General features: G+C 63.8%; 22 protein-coding genes. 9 read left to right on the top strand and 13 right to left on the bottom strand.

What is annotated here, in order from left to right:
• The first annotated feature begins 2 nt into the window (after positions 1-2).
• The 6 genes from NKG60_RS24150 to NKG60_RS24125 all read left to right on the top strand — a co-directional run bounded on the left by NKG60_RS24150 (position 3) and on the right by NKG60_RS24125 (position 6991).
• Entirely contained in the window at positions 3-764 is a 762-nt protein-coding gene (locus NKG60_RS24150; RefSeq protein WP_352669360.1) for an SDR family NAD(P)-dependent oxidoreductase, read from the top strand.
• A 145-nt stretch (positions 765-909) separates the two neighbouring features.
• The gene (pcaF, locus tag NKG60_RS24145; protein WP_352975768.1) at positions 910-2115 is read left to right on the top strand and encodes a 3-oxoadipyl-CoA thiolase; all 1206 of its coding nucleotides are present in this window, start codon (positions 910-912) and stop codon (positions 2113-2115) included.
• Between the two features lie 152 nt (positions 2116-2267).
• Positions 2268-3299, top strand: coding sequence for a BMP family protein (locus NKG60_RS24140; RefSeq protein WP_352669365.1), 1032 nt, complete (start codon positions 2268-2270; stop codon positions 3297-3299).
• Positions 3300-3504: 205 nt separating this feature from the next.
• Entirely contained in the window at positions 3505-4995 is a 1491-nt protein-coding gene (locus NKG60_RS24135) for an ABC transporter ATP-binding protein (RefSeq protein WP_502903466.1), read from the top strand.
• A complete protein-coding gene (locus NKG60_RS24130) occupies positions 4995-6050 on the top strand; it encodes an ABC transporter permease (RefSeq protein ID WP_352669367.1) in 1056 nt (351 codons plus the stop codon). Before NKG60_RS24135 ends, NKG60_RS24130 begins: the two co-directional genes overlap by 1 nt.
• Positions 6047-6991 (top strand): ABC transporter permease, encoded by a 945-nt coding sequence (locus tag NKG60_RS24125; RefSeq protein WP_352620589.1) that lies wholly within the window; start codon positions 6047-6049, stop codon positions 6989-6991. Before NKG60_RS24130 ends, NKG60_RS24125 begins: the two co-directional genes overlap by 4 nt.
• 14 nt (positions 6992-7005) lie before the next feature.
• Here NKG60_RS24125 and NKG60_RS24120 read toward each other — a convergent pair whose 3' ends face one another.
• Positions 7006-7773: an SDR family NAD(P)-dependent oxidoreductase gene (locus NKG60_RS24120; RefSeq protein WP_352669369.1), complete on the bottom strand. Its 768-nt coding sequence runs from the start codon at positions 7771-7773 to the stop codon at positions 7006-7008.
• A gap of 267 nt (positions 7774-8040) precedes the next feature.
• Here NKG60_RS24120 and NKG60_RS24115 point away from each other — a divergent pair, with 267 nt between their 5' ends.
• A complete protein-coding gene (locus NKG60_RS24115; protein ID WP_023678176.1) occupies positions 8041-8196 on the top strand; it encodes a hypothetical protein in 156 nt (51 codons plus the stop codon).
• A gap of 130 nt (positions 8197-8326) precedes the next feature.
• Positions 8327-9289: an LLM class flavin-dependent oxidoreductase gene (locus NKG60_RS24110; protein ID WP_352669372.1), complete on the top strand. Its 963-nt coding sequence runs from the start codon at positions 8327-8329 to the stop codon at positions 9287-9289.
• Positions 9290-9296: 7 nt separating this feature from the next.
• On the opposite strand, the gene NKG60_RS24105 is transcribed toward NKG60_RS24110, so the two are convergent.
• The 12 genes from NKG60_RS24105 to NKG60_RS24050 all read right to left on the bottom strand — a co-directional run bounded on the left by NKG60_RS24105 (position 9297) and on the right by NKG60_RS24050 (position 19406).
• Entirely contained in the window at positions 9297-9626 is a 330-nt protein-coding gene (locus NKG60_RS24105; protein WP_352669375.1) for a GYD domain-containing protein, read from the bottom strand.
• 1 nt (position 9627) lies between these two features.
• On the bottom strand, positions 9628-10302 hold the full coding sequence (locus NKG60_RS24100; RefSeq protein ID WP_352669377.1) for a cysteine hydrolase family protein: 675 nt from the start codon (positions 10300-10302) through the stop codon (positions 9628-9630).
• 17 nt (positions 10303-10319) lie between these two features.
• Positions 10320-11399 carry an ABC transporter ATP-binding protein gene (locus NKG60_RS24095; protein ID WP_352669380.1) on the bottom strand — a complete coding sequence of 360 codons (1080 nt, stop codon included), beginning with the start codon at positions 11397-11399 and terminating at the stop codon, positions 10320-10322.
• Positions 11400-11414: 15 nt separating this feature from the next.
• Positions 11415-12422 carry a dimethylarginine dimethylaminohydrolase family protein gene (locus NKG60_RS24090; RefSeq protein WP_352975764.1) on the bottom strand — a complete coding sequence of 336 codons (1008 nt, stop codon included), beginning with the start codon at positions 12420-12422 and terminating at the stop codon, positions 11415-11417.
• 44 nt (positions 12423-12466) lie between these two features.
• A complete protein-coding gene (locus NKG60_RS24085) occupies positions 12467-13264 on the bottom strand; it encodes an ABC transporter permease (RefSeq protein WP_352669385.1) in 798 nt (265 codons plus the stop codon).
• A complete protein-coding gene (locus NKG60_RS24080; RefSeq protein ID WP_352975774.1) occupies positions 13261-13545 on the bottom strand; it encodes an ABC transporter permease family protein in 285 nt (94 codons plus the stop codon). Before NKG60_RS24080 ends, NKG60_RS24085 begins: the two co-directional genes overlap by 4 nt.
• Entirely contained in the window at positions 13518-14102 is a 585-nt protein-coding gene (locus NKG60_RS24075) for an ABC transporter permease (RefSeq protein ID WP_352975776.1), read from the bottom strand. The genes NKG60_RS24080 and NKG60_RS24075 overlap by 28 nt, the downstream gene beginning before the upstream one ends.
• A gap of 55 nt (positions 14103-14157) precedes the next feature.
• Complete coding sequence (locus NKG60_RS24070) at positions 14158-15264, bottom strand: ABC transporter substrate-binding protein (protein WP_352975762.1); 1107 nt, start codon at positions 15262-15264, stop codon at positions 14158-14160.
• 61 nt (positions 15265-15325) lie between these two features.
• Positions 15326-16405: a LacI family DNA-binding transcriptional regulator gene (locus NKG60_RS24065; protein WP_352669391.1), complete on the bottom strand. Its 1080-nt coding sequence runs from the start codon at positions 16403-16405 to the stop codon at positions 15326-15328.
• Between the two features lie 97 nt (positions 16406-16502).
• Entirely contained in the window at positions 16503-17453 is a 951-nt protein-coding gene (locus NKG60_RS24060) for a dihydrodipicolinate synthase family protein (protein WP_352669393.1), read from the bottom strand.
• Positions 17443-18438 carry a Gfo/Idh/MocA family protein gene (locus tag NKG60_RS24055; RefSeq protein ID WP_352669395.1) on the bottom strand — a complete coding sequence of 332 codons (996 nt, stop codon included), beginning with the start codon at positions 18436-18438 and terminating at the stop codon, positions 17443-17445. Before NKG60_RS24055 ends, NKG60_RS24060 begins: the two co-directional genes overlap by 11 nt.
• Positions 18435-19406: a Gfo/Idh/MocA family protein gene (locus tag NKG60_RS24050; protein ID WP_352669397.1), complete on the bottom strand. Its 972-nt coding sequence runs from the start codon at positions 19404-19406 to the stop codon at positions 18435-18437. The genes NKG60_RS24055 and NKG60_RS24050 overlap by 4 nt, the downstream gene beginning before the upstream one ends.
• Positions 19407-19506: 100 nt before the next feature.
• Between NKG60_RS24050 and NKG60_RS24045 the strand changes: the two genes are divergently transcribed.
• Positions 19507-20220 carry a FadR/GntR family transcriptional regulator gene (locus NKG60_RS24045; protein WP_352669398.1) on the top strand — a complete coding sequence of 238 codons (714 nt, stop codon included), beginning with the start codon at positions 19507-19509 and terminating at the stop codon, positions 20218-20220.
• Positions 20221-20242 lie beyond the last annotated feature (22 nt).

Here is a 20242-nt window from a genome sequence, read left to right as displayed (position 1 = left end):
ACATGATTCTGAGAGATCGCATCGCCGTGGTGACGGGTGCCGGGTCGGGGATCGGGCGTGCCGGCGCCATGATGATGGCCAGGGAAGGCGCGCTCGTGGTGATCGCCGACAGGGACCAGGCGGCGGGGGAAGCAACCGCTTCCGACATTCGTGCGGCCGGCGGTCGGGCCGAGGCCGTCGCCACCGATGTCGGCGAGGATGCGGCGGTCGAGCAGCTCATTGAAGGAACGTTGAGCCGGCATCGGCGGATCGACATCCTGCACAACCATGCCGGGATCCAGGTCGGCGGCACGCTGACCGAAGTCGGCGCCGACGGCATGGATGCCTCCTGGCGGATCAATGTGCGGGCGCAGTTCCTCGCGGCCAGGCTGGTCATGCCGTCGATGATCGCGCAGGGCGGCGGGGTGATCCTGAATACCGCCTCGAATTCGGGTGTGTTCTACGACCGCGAAATGATCGCCTACGCAACGTCAAAACATGCCGTGGTGGCGATGACCCGGCAGATGTCGCTCGACTATGCCAAACACAATGTCCGCATCAACGCGCTGTGCCCCGGCTGGGTCGATACGCCCTTCAACGAGCCGTTCATCAAGCAGATGGGCGGGCGGGCGGCGATCGAGAACTATGTCCGCACCAAGATTCCCATGCAGCGCTGGGCCAGCGCGGAGGAAATCGCCGAAGCGATCCTGTTCCTCGTCTCCGACCGCTCGTCCTTCATGACCGGCCAAGCGCTGGTGATCGACGGCGGCGAAAGCATCGGCTGATCCGCTACTCCCCGCATGTAGGAGCGGAAGATATCCTCTTGGCCTAACGGCCGGCGCCGAGATGTGCTTTCGTCTCAAGGAGAATGCGGCCAACATGGCTGGGCCGGGAGCAGAAATCGTCAGCGCAAAAGGGAAGGCTGCATAAATGGCCGAGGCCTATATCTGCGACTACATCCGCACGCCGATCGGACGTTTTGGTGGGTCGTTGTCGGCGGTCCGTGCCGACGATCTCGGCGCGATCCCTCTAAGGGCGCTTGTCGAGCGTAATCCCCGCGTCGACTGGGCTGCCATCGACGACGTCGTCTATGGCTGCGCCAACCAGGCCGGCGAGGACAATCGCAATGTCGCGCGCATGGCGCTGCTGCTGGCCGGCCTGCCCAAGGAGGTTTCCGGCTCGACCGTCAACCGTCTCTGTGGTTCGGGCATGGATGCGGTGATGATTGCTGCCCGCGCCATCAAGGCCGGCGAGGCGGAGCTGATAATATCAGGCGGCGTCGAATCGATGAGCCGCGCTCCGTTCGTGCTGCCGAAGGCAGAGACCGCGTTTTCGCGCAATGCCGAGATTTACGACACCACGATCGGCTGGCGCTTCATCAATCCGCTGATGAAGAAGCAATACGGCGTCGATTCGATGCCGGAGACCGGCGAGAACGTGGCGGAAGAGTTCGCTGTCTCTCGCGCCGACCAGGACGCATTTGCGGTGCGCAGCCAGGACAAGGCCGTAGCCGCACAAGCCAATGGCCGTCTGGCAAAGGAAATCACGCCGGTGATGATCGCGCAGCGCAAGGGCAATCCGGTCGTTGTCGACAGAGATGAGCATCCCCGCGGGGGCACGTCGATCGAAGCGTTGGCCAAGTTGCCGACGCCGTTCCGGCAAGGCGGCACGGTCACGGCCGGCAATGCGTCGAGCGTCAATGACGGCGCCGCGGCGCTGGTCGTCGCCTCGGAAACCGCCGTGAAAAAATACGGGTTGACGCCGATCGCCCGCATTGTCGGCGGTGCCACCGCCGGCGTGGCGCCGCGCATCATGGGCATCGGCCCGGTGCCGGCCACGCAAAAGCTGTGTGCCCGGCTGGGTCTAAAGCCGCAGCAATTCGACGTCGTCGAGCTCAACGAGGCCTTTGCCTCGCAAGGCATCGCCGTGCTGCGCCAACTCGGCATTGCCGAAGACGCGGAGCACGTCAACCCGAATGGCGGCGCCATCGCGCTTGGCCATCCGCTCGGCATGTCCGGCGCGCGCATCACCGGCACGGCGGCGCTGGAGCTGCGCGAACGCGGCGGCCGCTACGGCCTCGCGACCATGTGCATCGGGGTCGGCCAAGGCATCGCCGTGGCGCTCGAGAGATTGTGAGCAAGCGTGGGTTTGCCGGGCCATTTAATGGCGCGTTCCGCCCACTCAAATTTGACCATGTGGACAAAAGCCGGGCACCGCTCCATAGTTCCTTCGCCGATATTCCAGAGAAGAGAGCCGGCTCGACACGGCGCCAATCAGAGGGGCATGCAATGAACAACGGGAAGAGCAGAATCCAATCGAAACGCGACGGGCTTTCGCGCCGCAACGTGCTGGAACTGGGCGCGCTCGGCTTGGCGGCGGCGATACTGCCGGGCAGCGCCTTTGCCAAGACCAAGAAGCTGAAAGTGGCGGCGATCTTCGCCACGCCGATCGAGGAGCCGTGGGACAACCAGATCCACGTTGCCCTGCAGAAGGCCGAGAAGGAACTCGGCATCGAGTACAAATGGTCGGAGAAGGTGCAGACCGCCGATTTCAGCCGCGTCATGCGCGAATATGCGCAGGGCGGCTATGAGCTGGTGCTGGGCGATGCCTTCGCCGCCGAGCGCGAATCGCGCAGGACCGCCAAGCAATTCCCGAAGACCGCCTTCCTGTTCGGCTCCGGCGCCGGGCCGGCCGAGCCGAATTTCGGCGTTTTCGACAACTGGATCCACGAGCCGGCCTATCTGTCCGGGATGATTGCCGGAAAAATGTCGAAATCGGGCACGATCGGCGCCGTCGCGGCGATGGGCATTCCGGAAGTGAACCGGCTGGTCAACGCTTTCTTTGCCGGCGCCAGGGAGGTCAATCCCAACATCAAGAAGAAGGTCGCCTTCATCGGCTCGTTCTTCGATCCGCCGAAGGCAAAGGAAGCGGCTGTCGCCCAGATCGATGCCGGCGTCGACGTCATCTATGCCGAGCGCTTCGGCGTCATCGAAGCGGCGGCGGAGAAGAAGATCCTCGCCATCTCCAACATGTCGGACCAGTCGAGCCTCGGCCCCGACACCGTGATCACCGGGCCGGTCTGGGATATGTATCCGACCGTCGAGCAGGCGATCAAGCTGGTCAAGGCCGGCGTCTTCACCGCGCAGGATTACGGCGATTTCTCGCGCATGGCCAAGGGCGGCTCGTATCTCGCGCCCTACCACAAGTTCGACAAGACGCTGCCGGCCGAGGTCAAGGAACTGGTCGAGAAGAAGAAGGCCGAGATCCTCGACGGCAATTTCCGCGTCGACGTCGATGAGAATACGCCGGTCTCGGACTGAGATCCCTCCCCCTTAAGGGGAGGGTGGCCCGCAGGGCCGGGTGGGGTCCTCGGCGACGCGCTCCGTCGTCTTAAGTCAAAAGTCGAGGCAGCTGAGGTTACCCCTCCCGCCTCGCTTCGCTCGGCACCCTCCCCTCAAGGGGGAGGGATATCGGCGTCAACGCCACCAGGATCCCGCCTTGTCAACGCCTGCCCCTCTCATCGAAATGCGCGGCATCTCCAAGAGCTTCGGCGCCGTCAAGGCGAACGAAGCCGTCGATCTCAGCGTCGCGCCGGGTGAAATCCTCGGGCTGCTCGGCGAAAACGGCGCCGGCAAGACGACGCTGATGAATGTGCTGTTCGGTGCTTATGCGCCCGATGCCGGCGAGATCCTGGTGCAGGGCCTGCCGGTGGCGATCAACAGTTCGGCCGATGCGCTGGCCGCCGGCATCGGCATGGTGCACCAGCATTTTCATCTCGCATCGCGGCTTTCGGTGCTGGAGAACCTTTTGATCGGCATTCCCGGCAGATCGGGCCGGATCGACCGCGCCGGCGGGCTGGCACGGCTCGCCGAGATCGGCCGCCAGCATGGACTGACGCTCGACCCGGACCTTCCCGTCTCGGCGCTGGCGGTCGGCGAGCAGCAGCGGCTGGAAATCGTCAAGGCGCTGTTTCGCGGCGCAAGGCTGCTGATCCTCGACGAGCCGACGGCGGTGCTGGCGCCGACAGAGGTCGACGGACTGTTTTCGGCGCTTCGCTCGATGGCGGCACAAGGGCTCGGCATCATCTTCATCTCGCACAAGCTCAACGAGGTGCGGGCACTGACGCATCGCTGCGTCGTGCTCAGGCATGGGCGCGTTGCCGGCCGGGTCGATGCGCCGGCCAGCACCACGTCCTCGGAGATGGCGCGGCTGATGTGCGGCCACGAGATCGTGCCTCCGGCCAGGGGACCGTCGATGCCCGGTGCGGCCGTGCTGACCCTCGACGGCATCTCGACATCGCATCATTCCGGCATGGCGCTGCGCGATGTTTCGCTATCGGTTCGTGGCGGCGAGATACTCGGCATCGCCGGCGTCTCCGGCAATGGCCAGCGCGCGCTTGCCGAAGTGATTTCCGGCGTGCGAGCGCCCGATGCCGGGAAGATGACCATAGCCGGCAAAACGGTTTCGCGGTTCTCGCCGAGCACAGTCCAGGCGCTCGGCCTCGGCCGCATCCCGGAAGACCGTATGACGACCGGGCTGGTCACCAATCTGCCGCTTGCCGATTCCATGGTGCTGCCGCGCATAGGTACGGCGGCGTTCAGCCGCAACGGCCTGCTCAAGCCGGATGCGATCCGCGCCTTCGCCGAGGCGCAGATCAAGGCCTACGATATACGCTGCCCCGGGCCGATGACGCGCGCCGGGGCGCTTTCCGGCGGCAATCTGCAAAAGGCGCTTCTGGCGCGCGAGCTCGCTTTCGATCCGAAGGTGCTGATCGTTTCGCAGCCGACGCGCGGCCTCGACATCGGCGCGGCGCGCTTCATCCACGAAAAATTCCTCGACATGCGCGCCAAGGGCTGCGGCATCATCGTCATCGGCGAGGATCTGGAAGAGTTGCTGATGCTCTCGGATCGTATCGCGGTGATGTATGAAGGCCGCATCGTCGGCACGCTGGACAGCGCAGATGCCAGCGTCGCCAGACTTGGGTTGATGATGACCGGGGCGGAGGGAAAGGCTTGATGTTCCGTCTCGAGGCTCGCACCTCAACGCCCGCCTGGTTCAATCTGGCGCTGCCGCTGCTCGCCATCGGGGCGACGCTGATCCTGTGCAGCGGCCTCATCGCATTGGCCGGCGCCGGCGTCGTCGAGGCTTATGGTGTGATGTTTTCGGCGTCGTTGGGCGACAGCTACGCCGTCACCGAAACGCTGGTGCGTGCCACCCCAATGATCTTCACGGGGCTGGCTGTGGCCGTCGCTTTCCGCGCCAAATTCTGGAACATCGGCGCCGAAGGGCAATTGCTGGCCGGTGCGGTGGCGAGCTGTGCGGTCGGTGCAATCCCGATGCCGGGACCGCTCGCCATGCTGCTGATGGCGCTGGCGGGTGCCGCCGCCGGCGCGGCCGTCGCCCTGATCCCCGCGACGTTGCGGGTGAAATTCAGGGTCGATGACGTGGTCAGCTCGCTGCTGCTCAATTCGGTCATTTTCTACGCACTGATGGCGCTGATCGAGGGGCCATGGAAGGATAGTTTCAGCGGCTACCCGATCTCGCCGCCGATCGAGGATACGGCCAATTTTCCGGTGCTGCTCGAAGGCACGCGGCTGCATCTCGGCGTCGTCGCGGCGCTGGTCGCAGCACCCCTGATCTGGTTCGTCGTCGCGCGCACTACGCTCGGCTTCCGCATCAGGGTCACCGGCGAAAACCCCGAGGCTGGGCGCTATGGCGGCATCAATGTCGAGCGGGTGCTGATTTCGACGGCGCTGCTGTCCGGCGCATTGGCCGGCCTTGCGGGCGTCGGCGAGGTCGGCGGCGTGCATTTCCAGGTAATGAGCGACATCTCGCCGGGCTATGGCTATTCCGGCATCGTCGTCGCCATGCTGGCAAGGCTCAATCCGCTCGGCGTGGTGCCGGCGGCGATCTTCCTTGCTGCCGTCATGACCGGCGCCGAGGCGATGTCGCGGGCGACCGGCGTTCCGGCCTTCCTCAGCGACGTTATTCAGGGAACGGCGCTGCTCGCCATGCTGGTGGCGCTGCTGTTCACCGCCTATCGCATCCGCCGCGTGGGAACAGCCAAATGAGCGTGGTGCTGGAGCAAATCTTCCAGGTCGGCTTCCTGGCCGCGATCATTCGCATCGCCACGCCGCTTGCCTTCGCGACGCTGGGCGAAATGTTTTCCGAACGCGCCGGCGTGCTCAATCTCGGCATCGAAGGCATCATGCTGTTGTCGGCGATGACCGGCTTCACCGCGGCGAGCCTCAGCGGCAGCCTTTGGCTCGGCGTGCTCGCCGCCGTGCTGACCGGGGCGCTGATGGGCGCCGTGCACGCGCTGTTCACGGTGGCGCTCGGCCTCAGCCAGCATGTCTGCGGCATCGGCGTGACGCTGTTCAGTTCAGGCCTTGCCTACTTCCTCTATCGGCTGATCTTCGGCCAGCAATCGGTGCCACCGAACATCAAGGGGTTCGAGACGCTGCCGATCCCGATCCTGTCCGACATTCCGGTGCTTGGGCCGGCGGTGTTCAACCAGTTTTCGCTGGTCTACATGGCGATGCTGTCTATTCCCCTGGCCGCCTTCGTGCTCTACCGCACGCCATGGGGCCTGTCGGTTCGCATGGTCGGTGAAAACCCGCGTGCCGCCGATTCGGCCGGCGTCAGCGTCATCGCCACGCGCTTCCAGGCGGTGATCCTCGGCGGTGCCTTGATGGGGCTGGCCGGTGCCTTCCTGTCGATGGCGCAGTTCAACGCGTTCACCTTCGGCGTGGTTTCGGGGCGTGGCTGGGTGGCAATAGCGCTCGTCGTTTTCGGCCGCTGGGATCCATGGCGATCGGCAGGCGCGGCACTGCTGTTTGCCTTCGTCGATGCCTTGCAGTTGCGTATGCAGGCGAGCGGGCTTGGCCATATCCCCTACGAGGCCTTCCTGATGCTGCCGTTCATCTTCACCATCGTCGCTATGGCGGTGATGTCGCGCAATGCGGTGGCCCCGTCGGCGCTGCTCAAGCCGTTTAGGCGCGAAGAGCGGTAGCGGCGCTTCGCCTCTCACATAGCGGTAAAGCCGTTGTCGACGAACAGATGGGCGCCGTTGACGAAGCTGGCCTCGTCGCTGGCCAGGAACAGGGCTGCCTTCGCCACCTCTTCCGGCTCGCCGATCCGCCCTTGCTGCGCAGCCATTGCCGCGTCGGAGACATCGACGCCGAGTTTGTCGAGATCGGCGACCTCGCGCAGGCCGTGCGGTGTCCTGATGAAGCCTGGACAGACCGCATTGCAGCGGATGTTGCGGTCGCGGAATTCGACGGCAATGGCGCGCGCGAACATGTGGCAGGCGCCCTTGGTGGTGTCGTAAAGCACCTCCATCGGCGTCGCCGCCACCGCCGAGATCGACGAAGTGCAGACGATGGAACCGCCGCCGGCGGCGATCATGCCGGGCAACACGGCGCGCGTCATCAGGAACATCGAACGCACATTGACGGCATGCAGCCAGTCCCATTCCTGCAGCGTGGTCTCCAGGAAGGGTTTGATAACGATGGTGCCGGCGTGATTGAACAGAACCGTGACCGGGCCGAATTTTTCCATCACGCCCGTCACCGCCGCTTCGACCTGCGCCTCATCCGATACGTCGGCGACCCAGTGTTCGGCGACATGGCCGCGTTGCCTGATTGCCGCTGCGGTGGCAGCGGCGGCTTCCCCGTTGCGGTCGATAATCGCCACCTTGGCGCCCTCGGCCGCGAAAAGCTCCGAGGCCGCACCGCCCATTCCCGTCGCGCCGCCCGAAATGATGGCGACCTTGCCAGCCAGTCTTGTGCCCATGTTTTGCTCCTTGCTGCCTTGCCGTGACGTCGCGGCTTTCCGCTGAAGCAGCGATGCTATCCCGCATCCGTGGGATGGCCAAGGAGCCACAGACACATGGACTTGACGTTTTCTGCCGCTACCCCGGCGTGCCTCAAAAGGGAGCGCTAAGCAGTAAAAGCACTAATTTGTCCGCCGTTTGGAGAAAATTGTTCTAAGGATCGCACGAAAATAGCACTCGACAAAGTCTACTGATTTTATAGATTAAGCGCCGAGACGGAGGTCGATATGTCCTATAGCCAGAACGCTCAGACTGCCCGCAAAGGCCAAAGGCTGGGTTCCGACCAGGTGTGGCGGCCGGCCTATGCCGGCGCTTTCGCCTATCTCGTCTTTGCCCTTGCGTTTGTATTCACCGGGGCAGTGGTACTGGGGCTGATCCCCTGATTATTGAGGCTTTGATCGTCGAGGCCTCCTCGGGATAGCGGCCTGCCGTTTGCAGAAATTCCGGAGTTGATGAACCGAATGCCGGTGCGCTTTTGCGCGCCCTGATTCCAACGTGATGGAGGAGATGGCAATGCCGATCGAGTTCACGCATGTTCCCGGTAAGATCCACGCCGCCGACGCCAGCTTTTTCTACGACTTTGTCGAGACCGCGACGAAGCTGTCACTGATCGAGGATGCCGGATTCCAGAGGATCGTCATCGACGACCAAGCCGGACTGCTGACCAATATGGACCTTGCCGCCCAGACGCTGGACCGGACCTCCTCCCTCGAAGTCGTGCTAACGCATTGGGCGGGCGTGATCGAACCAACCGTGGCGGCGCGGCAGCTCGCTGCCCTCGACCAGAGAAGCGGTGGCCGGCTGTCGCTCAGGATGCTCAGTGAGCCGCTGAGCGACGACGATGCCGAGACGCGTCCCGCCGGCCACACAGTGGTCTGGCAACGCATCGACGAATATCTGGTGCTGCTGAAGCGGTTGTGGTCAAACGACATGCCGTTCGACCATGAAGGCACCTTTTACAGCATCAAAGGCGGCTATGTGCCGCGCAAGGGGCCGCATGGTGCCGATGTGACCATCCGCATGGGTGGGCAGTCGGGCACTGCGCTCAGGGTCGCGGGCCGGCATGCGGACGTGTTCGAGTTGGCGCCGGGCTCGCTTGCAGAAATCCGCCAGTCAATGGAGCGCGTACGCCGCGCCGCCGCCGAACACGGCCGGGCCGGCAAGCTGCGTTTCGCGCTTCCCGTCCGAATCCGTACGGAAGACCGAATCCGTTCGGAAGATAGGCCGGCCGCTTCCTGCCAGAAGGCGCTCGAACTTGCCGGGCCGCCGGCGCAGGTCGCGCTGTCGCTGCTTTCCTACGCCGCTTTGGGGATCAAGGAGTTCATGATCGTCGGCGTCGACAGGCCACGCGAGATTGCGACCGCCGGCCGCGAGGCGATCGCACTGCTGTGCAATTCGCTGGCACGGCGCGAGGCCGATGTCCCTCAGCCGGGGGCGTTTGCGTCACGCGCGACACAGGGAGCACGCGCCGGTTGAACGCTGGTCATCTCAGGACCCGTCCGACGATCTCGCCGAATGCCGACGGGTCGAATGCCGGCAGGATCAGCGGCTCGACGAAACCATCGCGCCGGGCCGTAAGTACATATTGCAGCATGGCTTCGTTATCAGGCATTTCGAAGACCTGGACGAAATCATAGGCGCCGAGGGTGGCATAGAAGGCGACCGACCGTCCGCCGAGTGCTGCAACGCGCTCCTCGCTGACCTTTCTGCGATCGGGGCTGCCGGCCAGCTCTGCCAGCCCTTTATCGGTCAGCCGCATCAGCGACACGTACAGGCGCTTGGTCGCCACCTTGTTGCTAGTCTCCTCGGACATATCAGCGCCCCTTGCCCGGTAATTGCGACAGTGCCGCAATGACGGCGGTCGAATCGGTCAGCGCGCCGAAGATGCCGTTTTCGACCGTCACCATGTGCAGCGCGGCCTCATGCGCATATCTGTCGCCGCTGGCGCAGGCATCCGAGATTGTCAGGCACTGGAAATTGCGGTCGCAGGCCTCGCGCAAGGTCGTGTGCACGCAGACGTCGGTCGTGCATCCCGAAAACAGGAGATGCGTGATGCCTTGCGCGCGCAGCACATGCTCGAAATCCGTGTAGGTGAAGGCACCGTTGCAGGTTTTGTCGACGACGATGTCCTCAGGCGCCACCTCGATCTCGGCAACGATCTGGAAGCCGGGGCTCGAACGCAGCAGAATTTCGGTTCCTTCGAGGCCTGCCCGCTTGCGCCGCCATTTCTCATAGGGCGTCATGTCGGCCATATCCGCCCGATAGCCTTGCCTGGTGTGGATGATCCTGAGGCCGGCCGCCCGCGCGGCCGCAATCAGACGGTTCACAGTCGGCAGAATGGCCCGCAGCGGGCCAGGATCGGAGCCCTGCCTGGCGAAATAGCCTGTCGTCGACAGGAAATCCTCCTGCAGATCAATGACGATGAGCGCAGTGGTTTCGGCAATCAGCCTGCCGTCATAGGGAAAGTCGAACGGTTCTGCCTTGATCATGATGACTCTCGTAGAATTCAGGATATCGAGGCTTCGTTCGGCAGGACGCCGACGGCGGAGGGATGTATGCGGCAATCGACGACCTGTCCGGGCGCGGCGGCGATAGCCGCTTCCGAGCGCAGCGTCGCGACCATCTCTTCGCCCGCCGCCGTCCTGAGCAGGATGCGTTCAAGCGCGCCGACAAAGGAATTCTCGACGACCATCGCCCGAAAGCCGATCTCGTCACCCGTTGCCTGGCCAATGCGGATGTCCTCGGGCCGCACCCACACAGTCAGGATATCGCCGGGCCGCTCGCGGCGGCCCTTTCCCTTCGGAAACCCGAAGCGCGTGCCGAACGCCTCGATCATCGTTTCGTCGTCGTCGGCGCAGTGCCCCGACAAGAAGTTGTTTTCGCCCAGGAAGCCGGCGACAAAACGCGTCGAGGGTTTCTTGTAGAGCTCGCGCGGCGGCCCGACTTCAACGATCCGGCCGTGGTTGAACACCGCGATCCGGTCGGACATTGCGATCGCCTCTTCCTGGTCGTGGGTGACGTAGACGAACGTCACCCCGGTCTCGCGATGCAGCCGCTTCAACTCCTTTTGCATCGCTTCGCGCAGCATACGGTCGAGCGCCGAAAGCGGCTCGTCCAGAAGCAGGATCCGCGGCCCGAAGGCCAAAGCGCGGGCTATGGCGACGCGCTGCTGCTGGCCGCCGGACAATTCGCGCGGCTTGCGCTCGGCAAGATTGTCGAGGCCGACCAGCGACAGCATCTCGGCAACCCGTGCGGCTATCTTCGCCTTGTCCCATTTGCGGACGCGAAGCGAGAAGGCGATGTTGTTGGCGACCGTGAGATGCGGAAACAGCGCATAACCCTGGAAGACGAAGCCGAAATTGCGGTCCTCGGGGTCGACGTGGGTTATGTCCGTGCCATCGAGGCGAATCGCCCCTTTGGTCGGCGTGGTGAAGCCGGCCAGCGACATCAGCAAGGTCGTCTTGCCGGACCCGGAAGGCCCGAGCAAAGTGACGAACTCTCCCGCTTCGACCGAGAGGTTGATCCCGGTCAATGCGGTGACCTTGTCATAGGTCTTTGTCAGATCGTCGATGACCAGCAACGCCATCAGTTCGAGACCATATCAGATCGGGTCCCTGATCAGCGGCGCGGTCGAGCAATGCAGGCCGCCGCCGCCGAGCTCGACCGTCTCGTAATTGCAGGTCAGCACGGTGATGCCGGCGGCGTCGAGCCGGTCCGACAGGCGCTGCGAGCGGCTGCCATGCATGATCACGCGACCGGGCGCGACGGCCAGGCAGTTGAGCGACATTGCGCTGTCCTCGGGAGGCAGTTCGATCATTTTGATGCCGCGCTTCTGCAGATATTCGATGAATGGATAGGGCAGTTCGTTGACGTTGACGATCGCCGTCTCGACATCGACCATGATGAAGGCGCCGTCGATGTGAATGCGGTATCCGGGCATAGGCACCTTGATCAGCTCCACGCCCAGCCCGGCGAGGATGCTCTCGACCTGCCGCACGCCTTCCGGGTTGCAGGCGATGCTGACCGTGCAAACGGCGGTCTTGGCGTCGATGAAGGCAAAGCCGCCGCCTTCGAAGACGGCGGAGCCGTGGATGGTGCCGAGGATCGGGCAGCCGGCCTTGGCCAACGCCCGGGTCACCGGCAGTTCCTCGCCGCGGCGCACCCGCCGCGCCAGGCGCGTGACGATGGCGCCGCCCGGAACGCCGATGACGCTGTCGCGCGTATAGATCTGTTTCATCGCTCCGGGAGCGGCCCTGTCAACGAGAATGACGTCGACGCCTTCCGCACGCAGCAAATTGGTGAACTCGTCATGGGCGCGCTGCATGGCGGGCAAATCGGGCATTGTGCGGCCCATCCAGTACCAGCCTTTCTCCGGATCGCCGAAGCCGCCGACTTCGGGCATCGGCTTGTTTTCGACGACGGAGAGCTCGTCGCCGGGCCGGTGCATCAGGACGGCACGCAAGCGGCCGACATCGTTCGAACAGCCCCAATGGCGCCCCCATACCGGGATCTGTTCCTCAGCCGTATCGAAGCCCGGCTCAGGGACGGAGCCGAATATGCTGAAGAACTTATTCTCCCGGTACTCGTTGTCGCTCATTGCGGTGCTCATTGGTCTTCCTTTCCTCGATTGTTCCCGGCGACCGGGTGCTTGAACTAGGATTTCTGTTGCCGGCGTTCGGCCAGCGCGCGTGCGGTAAGCGCCAGCACCGTTATGACGAGCAGGACGGTGGCTATCGCCGCCAGCGCCGGATCGACCGCATCCTGGATGCTGGTCCAGATGCGGCGTGGCAACGTGACGACGGCGCGCCCGGTGATGAAAAGCGTCACCGTGATCTCGTCCCAGGAGGCGACGAAGGTGAGCAGCGCGCCCGCGGCAACGCCAGGCACGATGTTCGGCAAGATCACCTTGCCGAACACGGTCATCGGCCTGGCGCCGAGGCTTCTGGCGGCCTGTACCAGCTTCTGATCGAGATTGGAGAGCGAGGCACCGATCGCCAGCACGGTCAACGGCAAGGCCAGCACGACATGTACAAGGATAACGCCGGTATAGCTGTCGAGCAGCGACAGACGCGCCCACAACTTGACCATGCCGACGGCGTATATGATCGGCGGCACGATCATCGGCGACAGCAGAAGTATGCGCATTAGGGATGGCCACCAGCCTCCTGCCGCCCAGGCGCCGACGGCGAAAGCGACGCCGAGCGCGGTGGCGATCGCAGCGCAGGCAAGCGCGATACCGGCACTGGTCAGCATGCTGGGTAGCCAACCCTTACTCCAGTCGGCGAGCGCCGCGAAATGCTCCATCGAAATGCCGTCCTGCGGCAACGACAGATAATCGCGGTCGGTCAATGCGACCGGGATCACCACCAGGATCGGAACGAACAGGAAGCCGAGCAAGCACCATGCCACAAGGCGCGGCAGTCCGATCTCGAGGATGCGCCGCGGCTTCATTGCTGCGGCCTGGCGACGAAGGCGGCGCGCAGCGCAGGACTGCGCATGGCGGCAAAGACGATGATGCCGACCACCAGAAGCAGCATGGTCGACAGCGATGTCGCTAGATCCCAGCGCGAGGTGCTCGAGATCTGCACCGAGATGTATTCGGCGATCATCAGGGTCTTGCCGGCGCCGAGCAGGGCCGGCGTCACGAGAAAGCCAAGCGAGAAAACGAACACGAACAGTGTCGCCAACGCGATGCCGGGCAGGCTTAGCGGCAGCCAGACGAGCCAGAAGATCGTTGCCGGACGCGCGCCCAGCGACCGTGCCGCCTGAATGATGCGGCGGTCGATATCGACAGATTGGCATAGAGCAGCAGGATGGCGAACGGCATCATATAGTGCACCATGCCGATGGTGACGCCGAAAAGATTGTAGACGAGGTCGAGCGGCGTGGAGATCACGCCCATATCCATCAAGGCGCTGTTGAGGACGCCCCGCCGGCGCAGGATGGTGATCCAGGAAAACGCCCTGACCAGCACCGATATCCAGAACGGCACCAGCACCAGGAACAGCGAGATGCGGCGCCAGCCCGCCGACATATGGATGATGGCGAAGGCGACGACATAGCTTGCCAGCACCGTCATCACCGTCGTCATGACGGACACTTTGAGCGTCGTCATGACGACACGGCCGACCGCTGCGTTGGCGAACAGGTTCTGGTAGTTGGCAAGGCCGAGCTTCGGCTCGGTCAGGCTCAACGCCAGAACCTGCAGGATCGGCGCCGCATACAGGCCGATTGCCACCACGCTGGCGGGAACCGTCAGCAGCAGAGCTGTTGTTTTGAAATTTCGCATCGGACATAGGCCGCCAACTTTGCCGGAGGCGGCCTTTCCTTGTTGGCTCGCCCTCTCAGCTCGAGATGAAGTCCAGGTATTTGTTCTGGAGCTCGGTCTCGTGTTCCGCGTAATAAGCGGGATTGAGCATGATCTGCGAGGCAGCATTTTCCTTCGTCGTCGGGTTCTCGAGGGCGTCCTCCGGCGTCATCAAGGCGAGCGTCTTGGGGTTGGACGGTCCATTGCCCATGATCTGCAGCAGCACGAGCTGGCCGGCCGGATCGAGCGTCGAATTGATGAAGTCGAACACTTTCTTGCCGGCGGGATTGCCCTTCGGAACCGACCACGCGCTGGCCGAAAGGATGTTCTGTTCCCAGATCCACTTGAATTTGTCGGGGGTCTCCTTGTGCAGGAGATTGGCGCGGGTGTGCCAGATGTTGCCCATCGCCACTTCGCCCTCGCGGAACAGTTGCTGGGTCTGCGCACCGCCTTCCCAGAAGATGATGTCGGCGAGCATCGGCTTCAGCTTCTTGAACGCCCGGTCGACGTCGAGTGGGTAGAGGTCAGCGGGCGCGACCCCGTCCGCCATGAGGACGAATTCGAGCTGGCCCTGGATCCATTTGCACATTGTGCGCTTGCCGGGGAATTTGGCCGTGTCGAAGAAGTCGGCCCACCCTGTCGGCGCGACACCCTTGGTTGCGTCGGCATCGTAGGCGAGCACGTTCGAATAGACGTAGTTCGAGATGCCGAACTCGCCGGCGAAATTCTCGGGCACCTGCGACTTGTCGACGATCGTGTAGTCGATCTTCTCGACCAGATTGCCCTTGCCCAGCGTCAGGGAATCGATCATGCCGCCGTCGGTGGCATCCCAGATGACCTTGCCGGACTCGACCATGGCCCGGATTGTGCCGATCGCAGGCCCTGCCCCGTCGATCACCACTTTCATGCCGCTCTTCTGGGTGAAAGGGTTGCCATAGGCCTTGGCGAAGGCGTCCGCCGCAGCCCCTCCCCAGTTGCAGACGACGATTTCGGAGGCGTCGGCCTGGGCAACGCCGGGCTTGAAGGCGGTCACAAGTCCGAGGCCGCCGAGAGCAAAGAGGAAAGAGCGGCGATCGATCTCACCGCGGTTGAATTTTTCCAGCGCGATCTGCGCCGCGTCTTGTGCGAAATGCGAGATTGTCATTTTTCATTCTCCCATTGTTGATGGTGGACTGCATGTCTTCGCGGATTTGATCCGTCTCTGTTCAAATTCCCACTCTTGCCGGCGGTCGGTTTTCCGCTGAGGCGTTTCCAGCCAGTTTCCAATGCGTCTTGCGCGGCGCGCCCACGGAGTGGCGCACGACAAGTTTCACCGCAACCGGCGCCGCGTCCGGTATGTCGACGCCGTTGATGTGGTCGATCAACAGGCCGACGGCTCGACGGCCGAATTCCTCCGCCGACTGACGGATGGCCGTCAGCGGCGGATCGAGCAGGTCGACATTGCGGATGTCGTCGAAACCGACCAGCGACAGATCGGCGGGCACGCTGATGCCGAGCTTGCGACAGCCTTGCAAAATCCCCAGCGCCAGCATGTCTGCAGAGGCGAAGATTGCGGTCGGCGGGTTGTCCAGTGCAGCGAACCGCCGGATCGCGCGCAGGCCGGACTCCTCGTCATAGTCGCCGAAAAAGACGTAGCCGGGATCGAGCTGCAGGCCTCTGCGTTCGAGGCATTCCTCGAAGGCTCCGAACCGCTCCCTGCTGCTGAGCAGCGCCGGCGGGCCGCCGACAAAGGCGATCGCCTGGTGGCCATTATCCAGAAGATGCTCGGTCGCCAGCCTGGCGCCGCGACGGTTATCGGCAAACAGGCGCGGCGCAATGGCGCCGGGAACGTCCTCGTCGACCAGGACGACGTTGCTGCAGGCATTGATCTTCTGGACCAGCGCGCCATCGTCCGGATGGTTGGTCATCAGCAGGATACCGTCGACCTGCGCGTCGTCGATGCGCGACAGGAAGCTCAGTTCCTTGGCGGCGATGTTGCGGCTGTTGAACATCACCAGGCTGTAGCCGAGCCGGCTTGCCTCTTCTTCGGCCGCACTCGCGATGGCGGCGAAAAATGGGTAGGAGATGTCGGAAACGATCAGGCCGATGGTTTCGCTACGACCCTTGCTCAGCCGTCGCGCGATGGCGTTGGGGCGATATTCCAGTTCCGCCACCGCCGCCCTGATGCGTTCGCTGGTTTCCGCCGGCAGCTTGATGCGGCCGTTCAGGTGACGCGACACGGTGGTGACCGAGACGCCGGCCGCATGTGCGACGTTCCTGATCGTGGATGCTGTGGGTTTCTTCATGAGGCGACTTCGCCCAGCGTTGCCGATGGGCAGAGTTCAGCACAGGAATTTACGCTTGTAAAACCGCTTTACTAAACCGGTTTCGTGAAATCGAGCGCTACCACCATTCCGGGAAAGCTGCGTGAGCTGCCCTGGCCAGTGTCGGGATTTCCTGATCGGGAACGGAGCTGTAAGGCCAGAGCAGTCGCGGGCCGAGCGGCGCCCACCCGCCAGCCGCCGCCATCGCCTTGTCAAGTGCCGCATCGCTGACATTGTAACGGGTGCGAAACGGTAGGACATGTGCGGCGAGGAAGGCCTGTATGCGGGCCTCGACCTCGGCAGCGGCGACCATATCGGTACGGATCATCCGCCACCACTGCACCGCGTCCTTCGGGTTGAGGCAGGCAACGTTGGAATAGCTGCCGTGAGCCCCTCCAGCATAGCCCGTTGCCAGCGTATGGCCGGGGACGAAGACGGAAAATCCGTCCAGTTTGCGGCGCATATCCGCATACCAGCCCGCGTCGCCGCCCGGCAGCTTGGCGCCGACCAGCGAAGGCACGGCCGCACGCAGCCTGGCGATGCCGTCGAGCGTCAGGCGGCGCTTGGCATGCGGCGGATTGTAGAGCACCAGCGCCGTTTCGGGCGCAGCGTCGCAGAGGCCGCCGGCAAAGCGCATGACCTCGTCGTCGCTGGGCGGCCACCAGTCGGGCAGCGTGAATTGCACCGCTGTCGGGCGAAGCGCGGCCACCCGCGTCAACCGCTCGCGCGCGACGCGTGGATTGGACTGGCTGATGCCGATCTGGAAAGGAAGGCGCGCGCGGCCGGCTATGGTTGCGACCAACTCACAAAGCCGGTCGAATTCGGGCTCGGTCTGGCAATGGAATTCGCAGGCCGTGCCATTGGAATAGACGCCGTCGACGCCTGAGGCGCAGAGCCGGGCGATCGTCTCTTCCGTCGCCTGCCAGTCGATCGCTCCGCGATCGTCGATGGCCAGCATCACCGCGCCCCATACGCCGCGCGGCGCATGTGCGGGCAAGCGGGCCAGGTGGTCGTCGAGGTCAGCGTGCACCGGCGATATCGTGTTCGCGGCGGGTTTCGTTCGACGCGAAGGCAGCCTCGATAATGGCGATCATCTTGCGGCCATAGGAGCCGTCGACCGGCACCGGCGTGTCATCGGCAATGGCATCGCGCATTGCGCTCCATTCGCGCACCAGCGCGTTATGCATCCAGTTCGGCTCAAAGGAACCGGGCAACTCGGTCCAGACCGTATCGCGGCCAAGCATCGTGGCGCGGTCCATGTCGATGCGCAGCGTTCCCTGCTCGCAGACCAGGTCCATGGCGTAGGTGGTAGCACCGGTGCGATAGCCGACGCTCTGCACCTGGCCGATGCCGCCGCCGGCGAAGCGCAGTCCGAGCAAGGCGCTGTCGTCTGCTTCCTGGTCATGGAACTTGGCGCCGAGCATGCCGCTCACCGACACGACATCGTCATCCATCAGCCAGACGAGGCGGTCGAGCGCGTGGATGCCGGCAGTCAACAGCATGCCGCCGCCGGTCGCCTTGCGCAGATGCCAGTCGCGGCGATTGTGCTCCATCCACAGCTTGATGATCCAGCTCGATCCGGCGAGCGGCCGGCCGAGCTCGCCTCCCTCAAGAATTTGCCTGGCTGCGATGCAGGGCAGGGCGAAATGCATGAGATGGGCGACCATCAGCTTGACGCCGCTCTCGGCCACAGCGGCATTGATCGCATCGCAGGCAGCCGCCGTCGGCGCCATCGGCTTTTCGAGCAGGATATGCTTGCCGGCGTTTGCCGCGCCGATGGCCATTTCCGCATGGAGGTGGTGCGGGCTGGCGATGAGCACCGTGTTCACCTCCTTGTCGTCCAGCAGCTTGCGCCAGTCGGCGTAACCGCGGCCGCCATGCTCGGCGGTGAAGCGCTGCAGCGCGTCGGCATTTCCTCGAGAGGCGGCGACGAGGCGAATGCCTCCAACCTCGCCGATTGCCCGCGCATGGGCTGCGCCGAAATCGCCGGCGCCGATAATTCCTATTCCAATCATGGTCGTGCCTTTTCATAAGCGGCGTCGATCAGCGACATCGCCGCAACATAATCCTCGATGGACACCGGCGGAGGCGCCTCTCTGGCCAGCCGGTCAAGCGTATCGCGCATGAACAGACGATAGCGCATTGCCGGCAGTTCAACCGGCAAGTCGACGATTGCTGCATCGTCGAGCGTTACGCAGGTGGCATGGTCGCCATGATCGATGAGGGTGGCATTGGCACTGACGATACGCCACTCGAAGTCACCGCCGGGGCGCATCGAAGCAAAGGTGTAGCCGGCCTCGACGATGAACAGCGCTCCGGCTTCGTCTTCCAGCACCAGAAGAGCGTGATCCTCGACCGGGCCGGGATGGATGCGGTTCGCGATCGAAACGCTTTTCAGGCCGAGCTTGCCGGTTGCGAGGCTGAGTGCCGCGTCGACGCCGTGTATGCCGAGATTCCTCAACGCACCCCCGCCACCAACCGCCGGGTCGAGGACCCAGGCGACACCGTCGGCGATGTAGCGTTGCGGCGGGCCGTTGACCAGCCGGAACTGGCAATGCGCCACCGGGCCAGCGCGACCTTGCCGGCGCAGCCGTTCAAAGCCGGCAACGGCCGGCCCGAAACGGTTGGGCAGGGGAACAGCGACAAAAGCCTGGTGCTGCCTGGCAAGCTCGCGCAGCGCTATCAGTTCGCTCGTACGGCTGGCCGCAGGCTTCTCCAGGATCAGCGGTATCCCTGCCGCGATGATCGCGCCTGCCCGCGCCGGCACCATCGAAGGGTGCCCCATCAACAGGATCACATCCGGCGGGCTGGAGAGTATCTCCGCAAAATCTTCGATAAACGGCAGGTCGTGGTGTGCGGCGAACGCATGCGCTTGGCCAGGTTCCTCGTCCCAGATACCGGCGATCTCCGCACCGTAAATGTGTGCGGCGTCGAGGTGCATTTCGGCGTGCCAGTGGCTCGAGCCGGCGAGGGCAATCTTCATTCGGAGGCAGCAGGTTTGTTATGGGCTTGCAGGATATCCTACAAGTAGCTATACGACAAGCGGCGGGCAGACTAATCCGGCGGACGATGAAAGCAGTGGGATGGCGGAACTGAAGTCGATCGAACCGTTGAGTAGACCGCCGCTGCTTCACGTCACCGTGCAGGAAAGCCTCAGGGCCTATATCGAAAGCAACCAGCTCAAGGCAGGCGATCCCCTGCCGCCGGAGACGTTCCTGGCGCAGCGGCTCGGCGTCGGCCGCAACTCCGTGCGGGAAGCCATCAAGGCGCTGGAGTCGATCGGCATCTTGGAGACGCGGCGCGGCATCGGCGTGTTCGTCAAGGAGTTCTCATTCAAGCCGCTGCTGGATAACCTGGCATACGGTTTGCAGGATTCGCTGCGCGATGTCGAAGAGCTGCGCGAAATCCGCCGCGTACTGGAAACCGGCCTCATCGCCAAGACGATCGAGATGATCAGTGCCGAGGACATCGAGGCGCTGCGCCAGTTGACCGAGCGCATGCGGCAACGTGCCGAGCGCCACGAGAGCTTCGCCGAAGAGGACCAGCAATTCCATCAGCTGCTGTTCCGCTGCCAGAACAATCACATGCTGAGCGCGCTGATCGACATCTTCTGGATAGCGTTCAACAAGGCCTCGAATTTCACCAATCTCGACAATCCGACGCCGCTGGCGACATGGCGCGACCATCACGAGATCGTCGAGGCTGTCGCCGCCAAGGATGTCGACCAGGCGCGTGGGCGGCTCGACGACCATTACCGGGGGATCCAGCAGGTTATCGCCAAAAACCGAGCAAGCTGAAGAACAACCTGAATATGCCGAG

Origin of the sequence: Mesorhizobium sp. M1428 (genome assembly GCF_040317515.1) — a bacterium.
Classification (GTDB): Bacteria; Pseudomonadota; Alphaproteobacteria; order Rhizobiales; family Rhizobiaceae; genus Mesorhizobium.
This window is presented reverse-complemented; position numbering and strand designations above follow the sequence as displayed.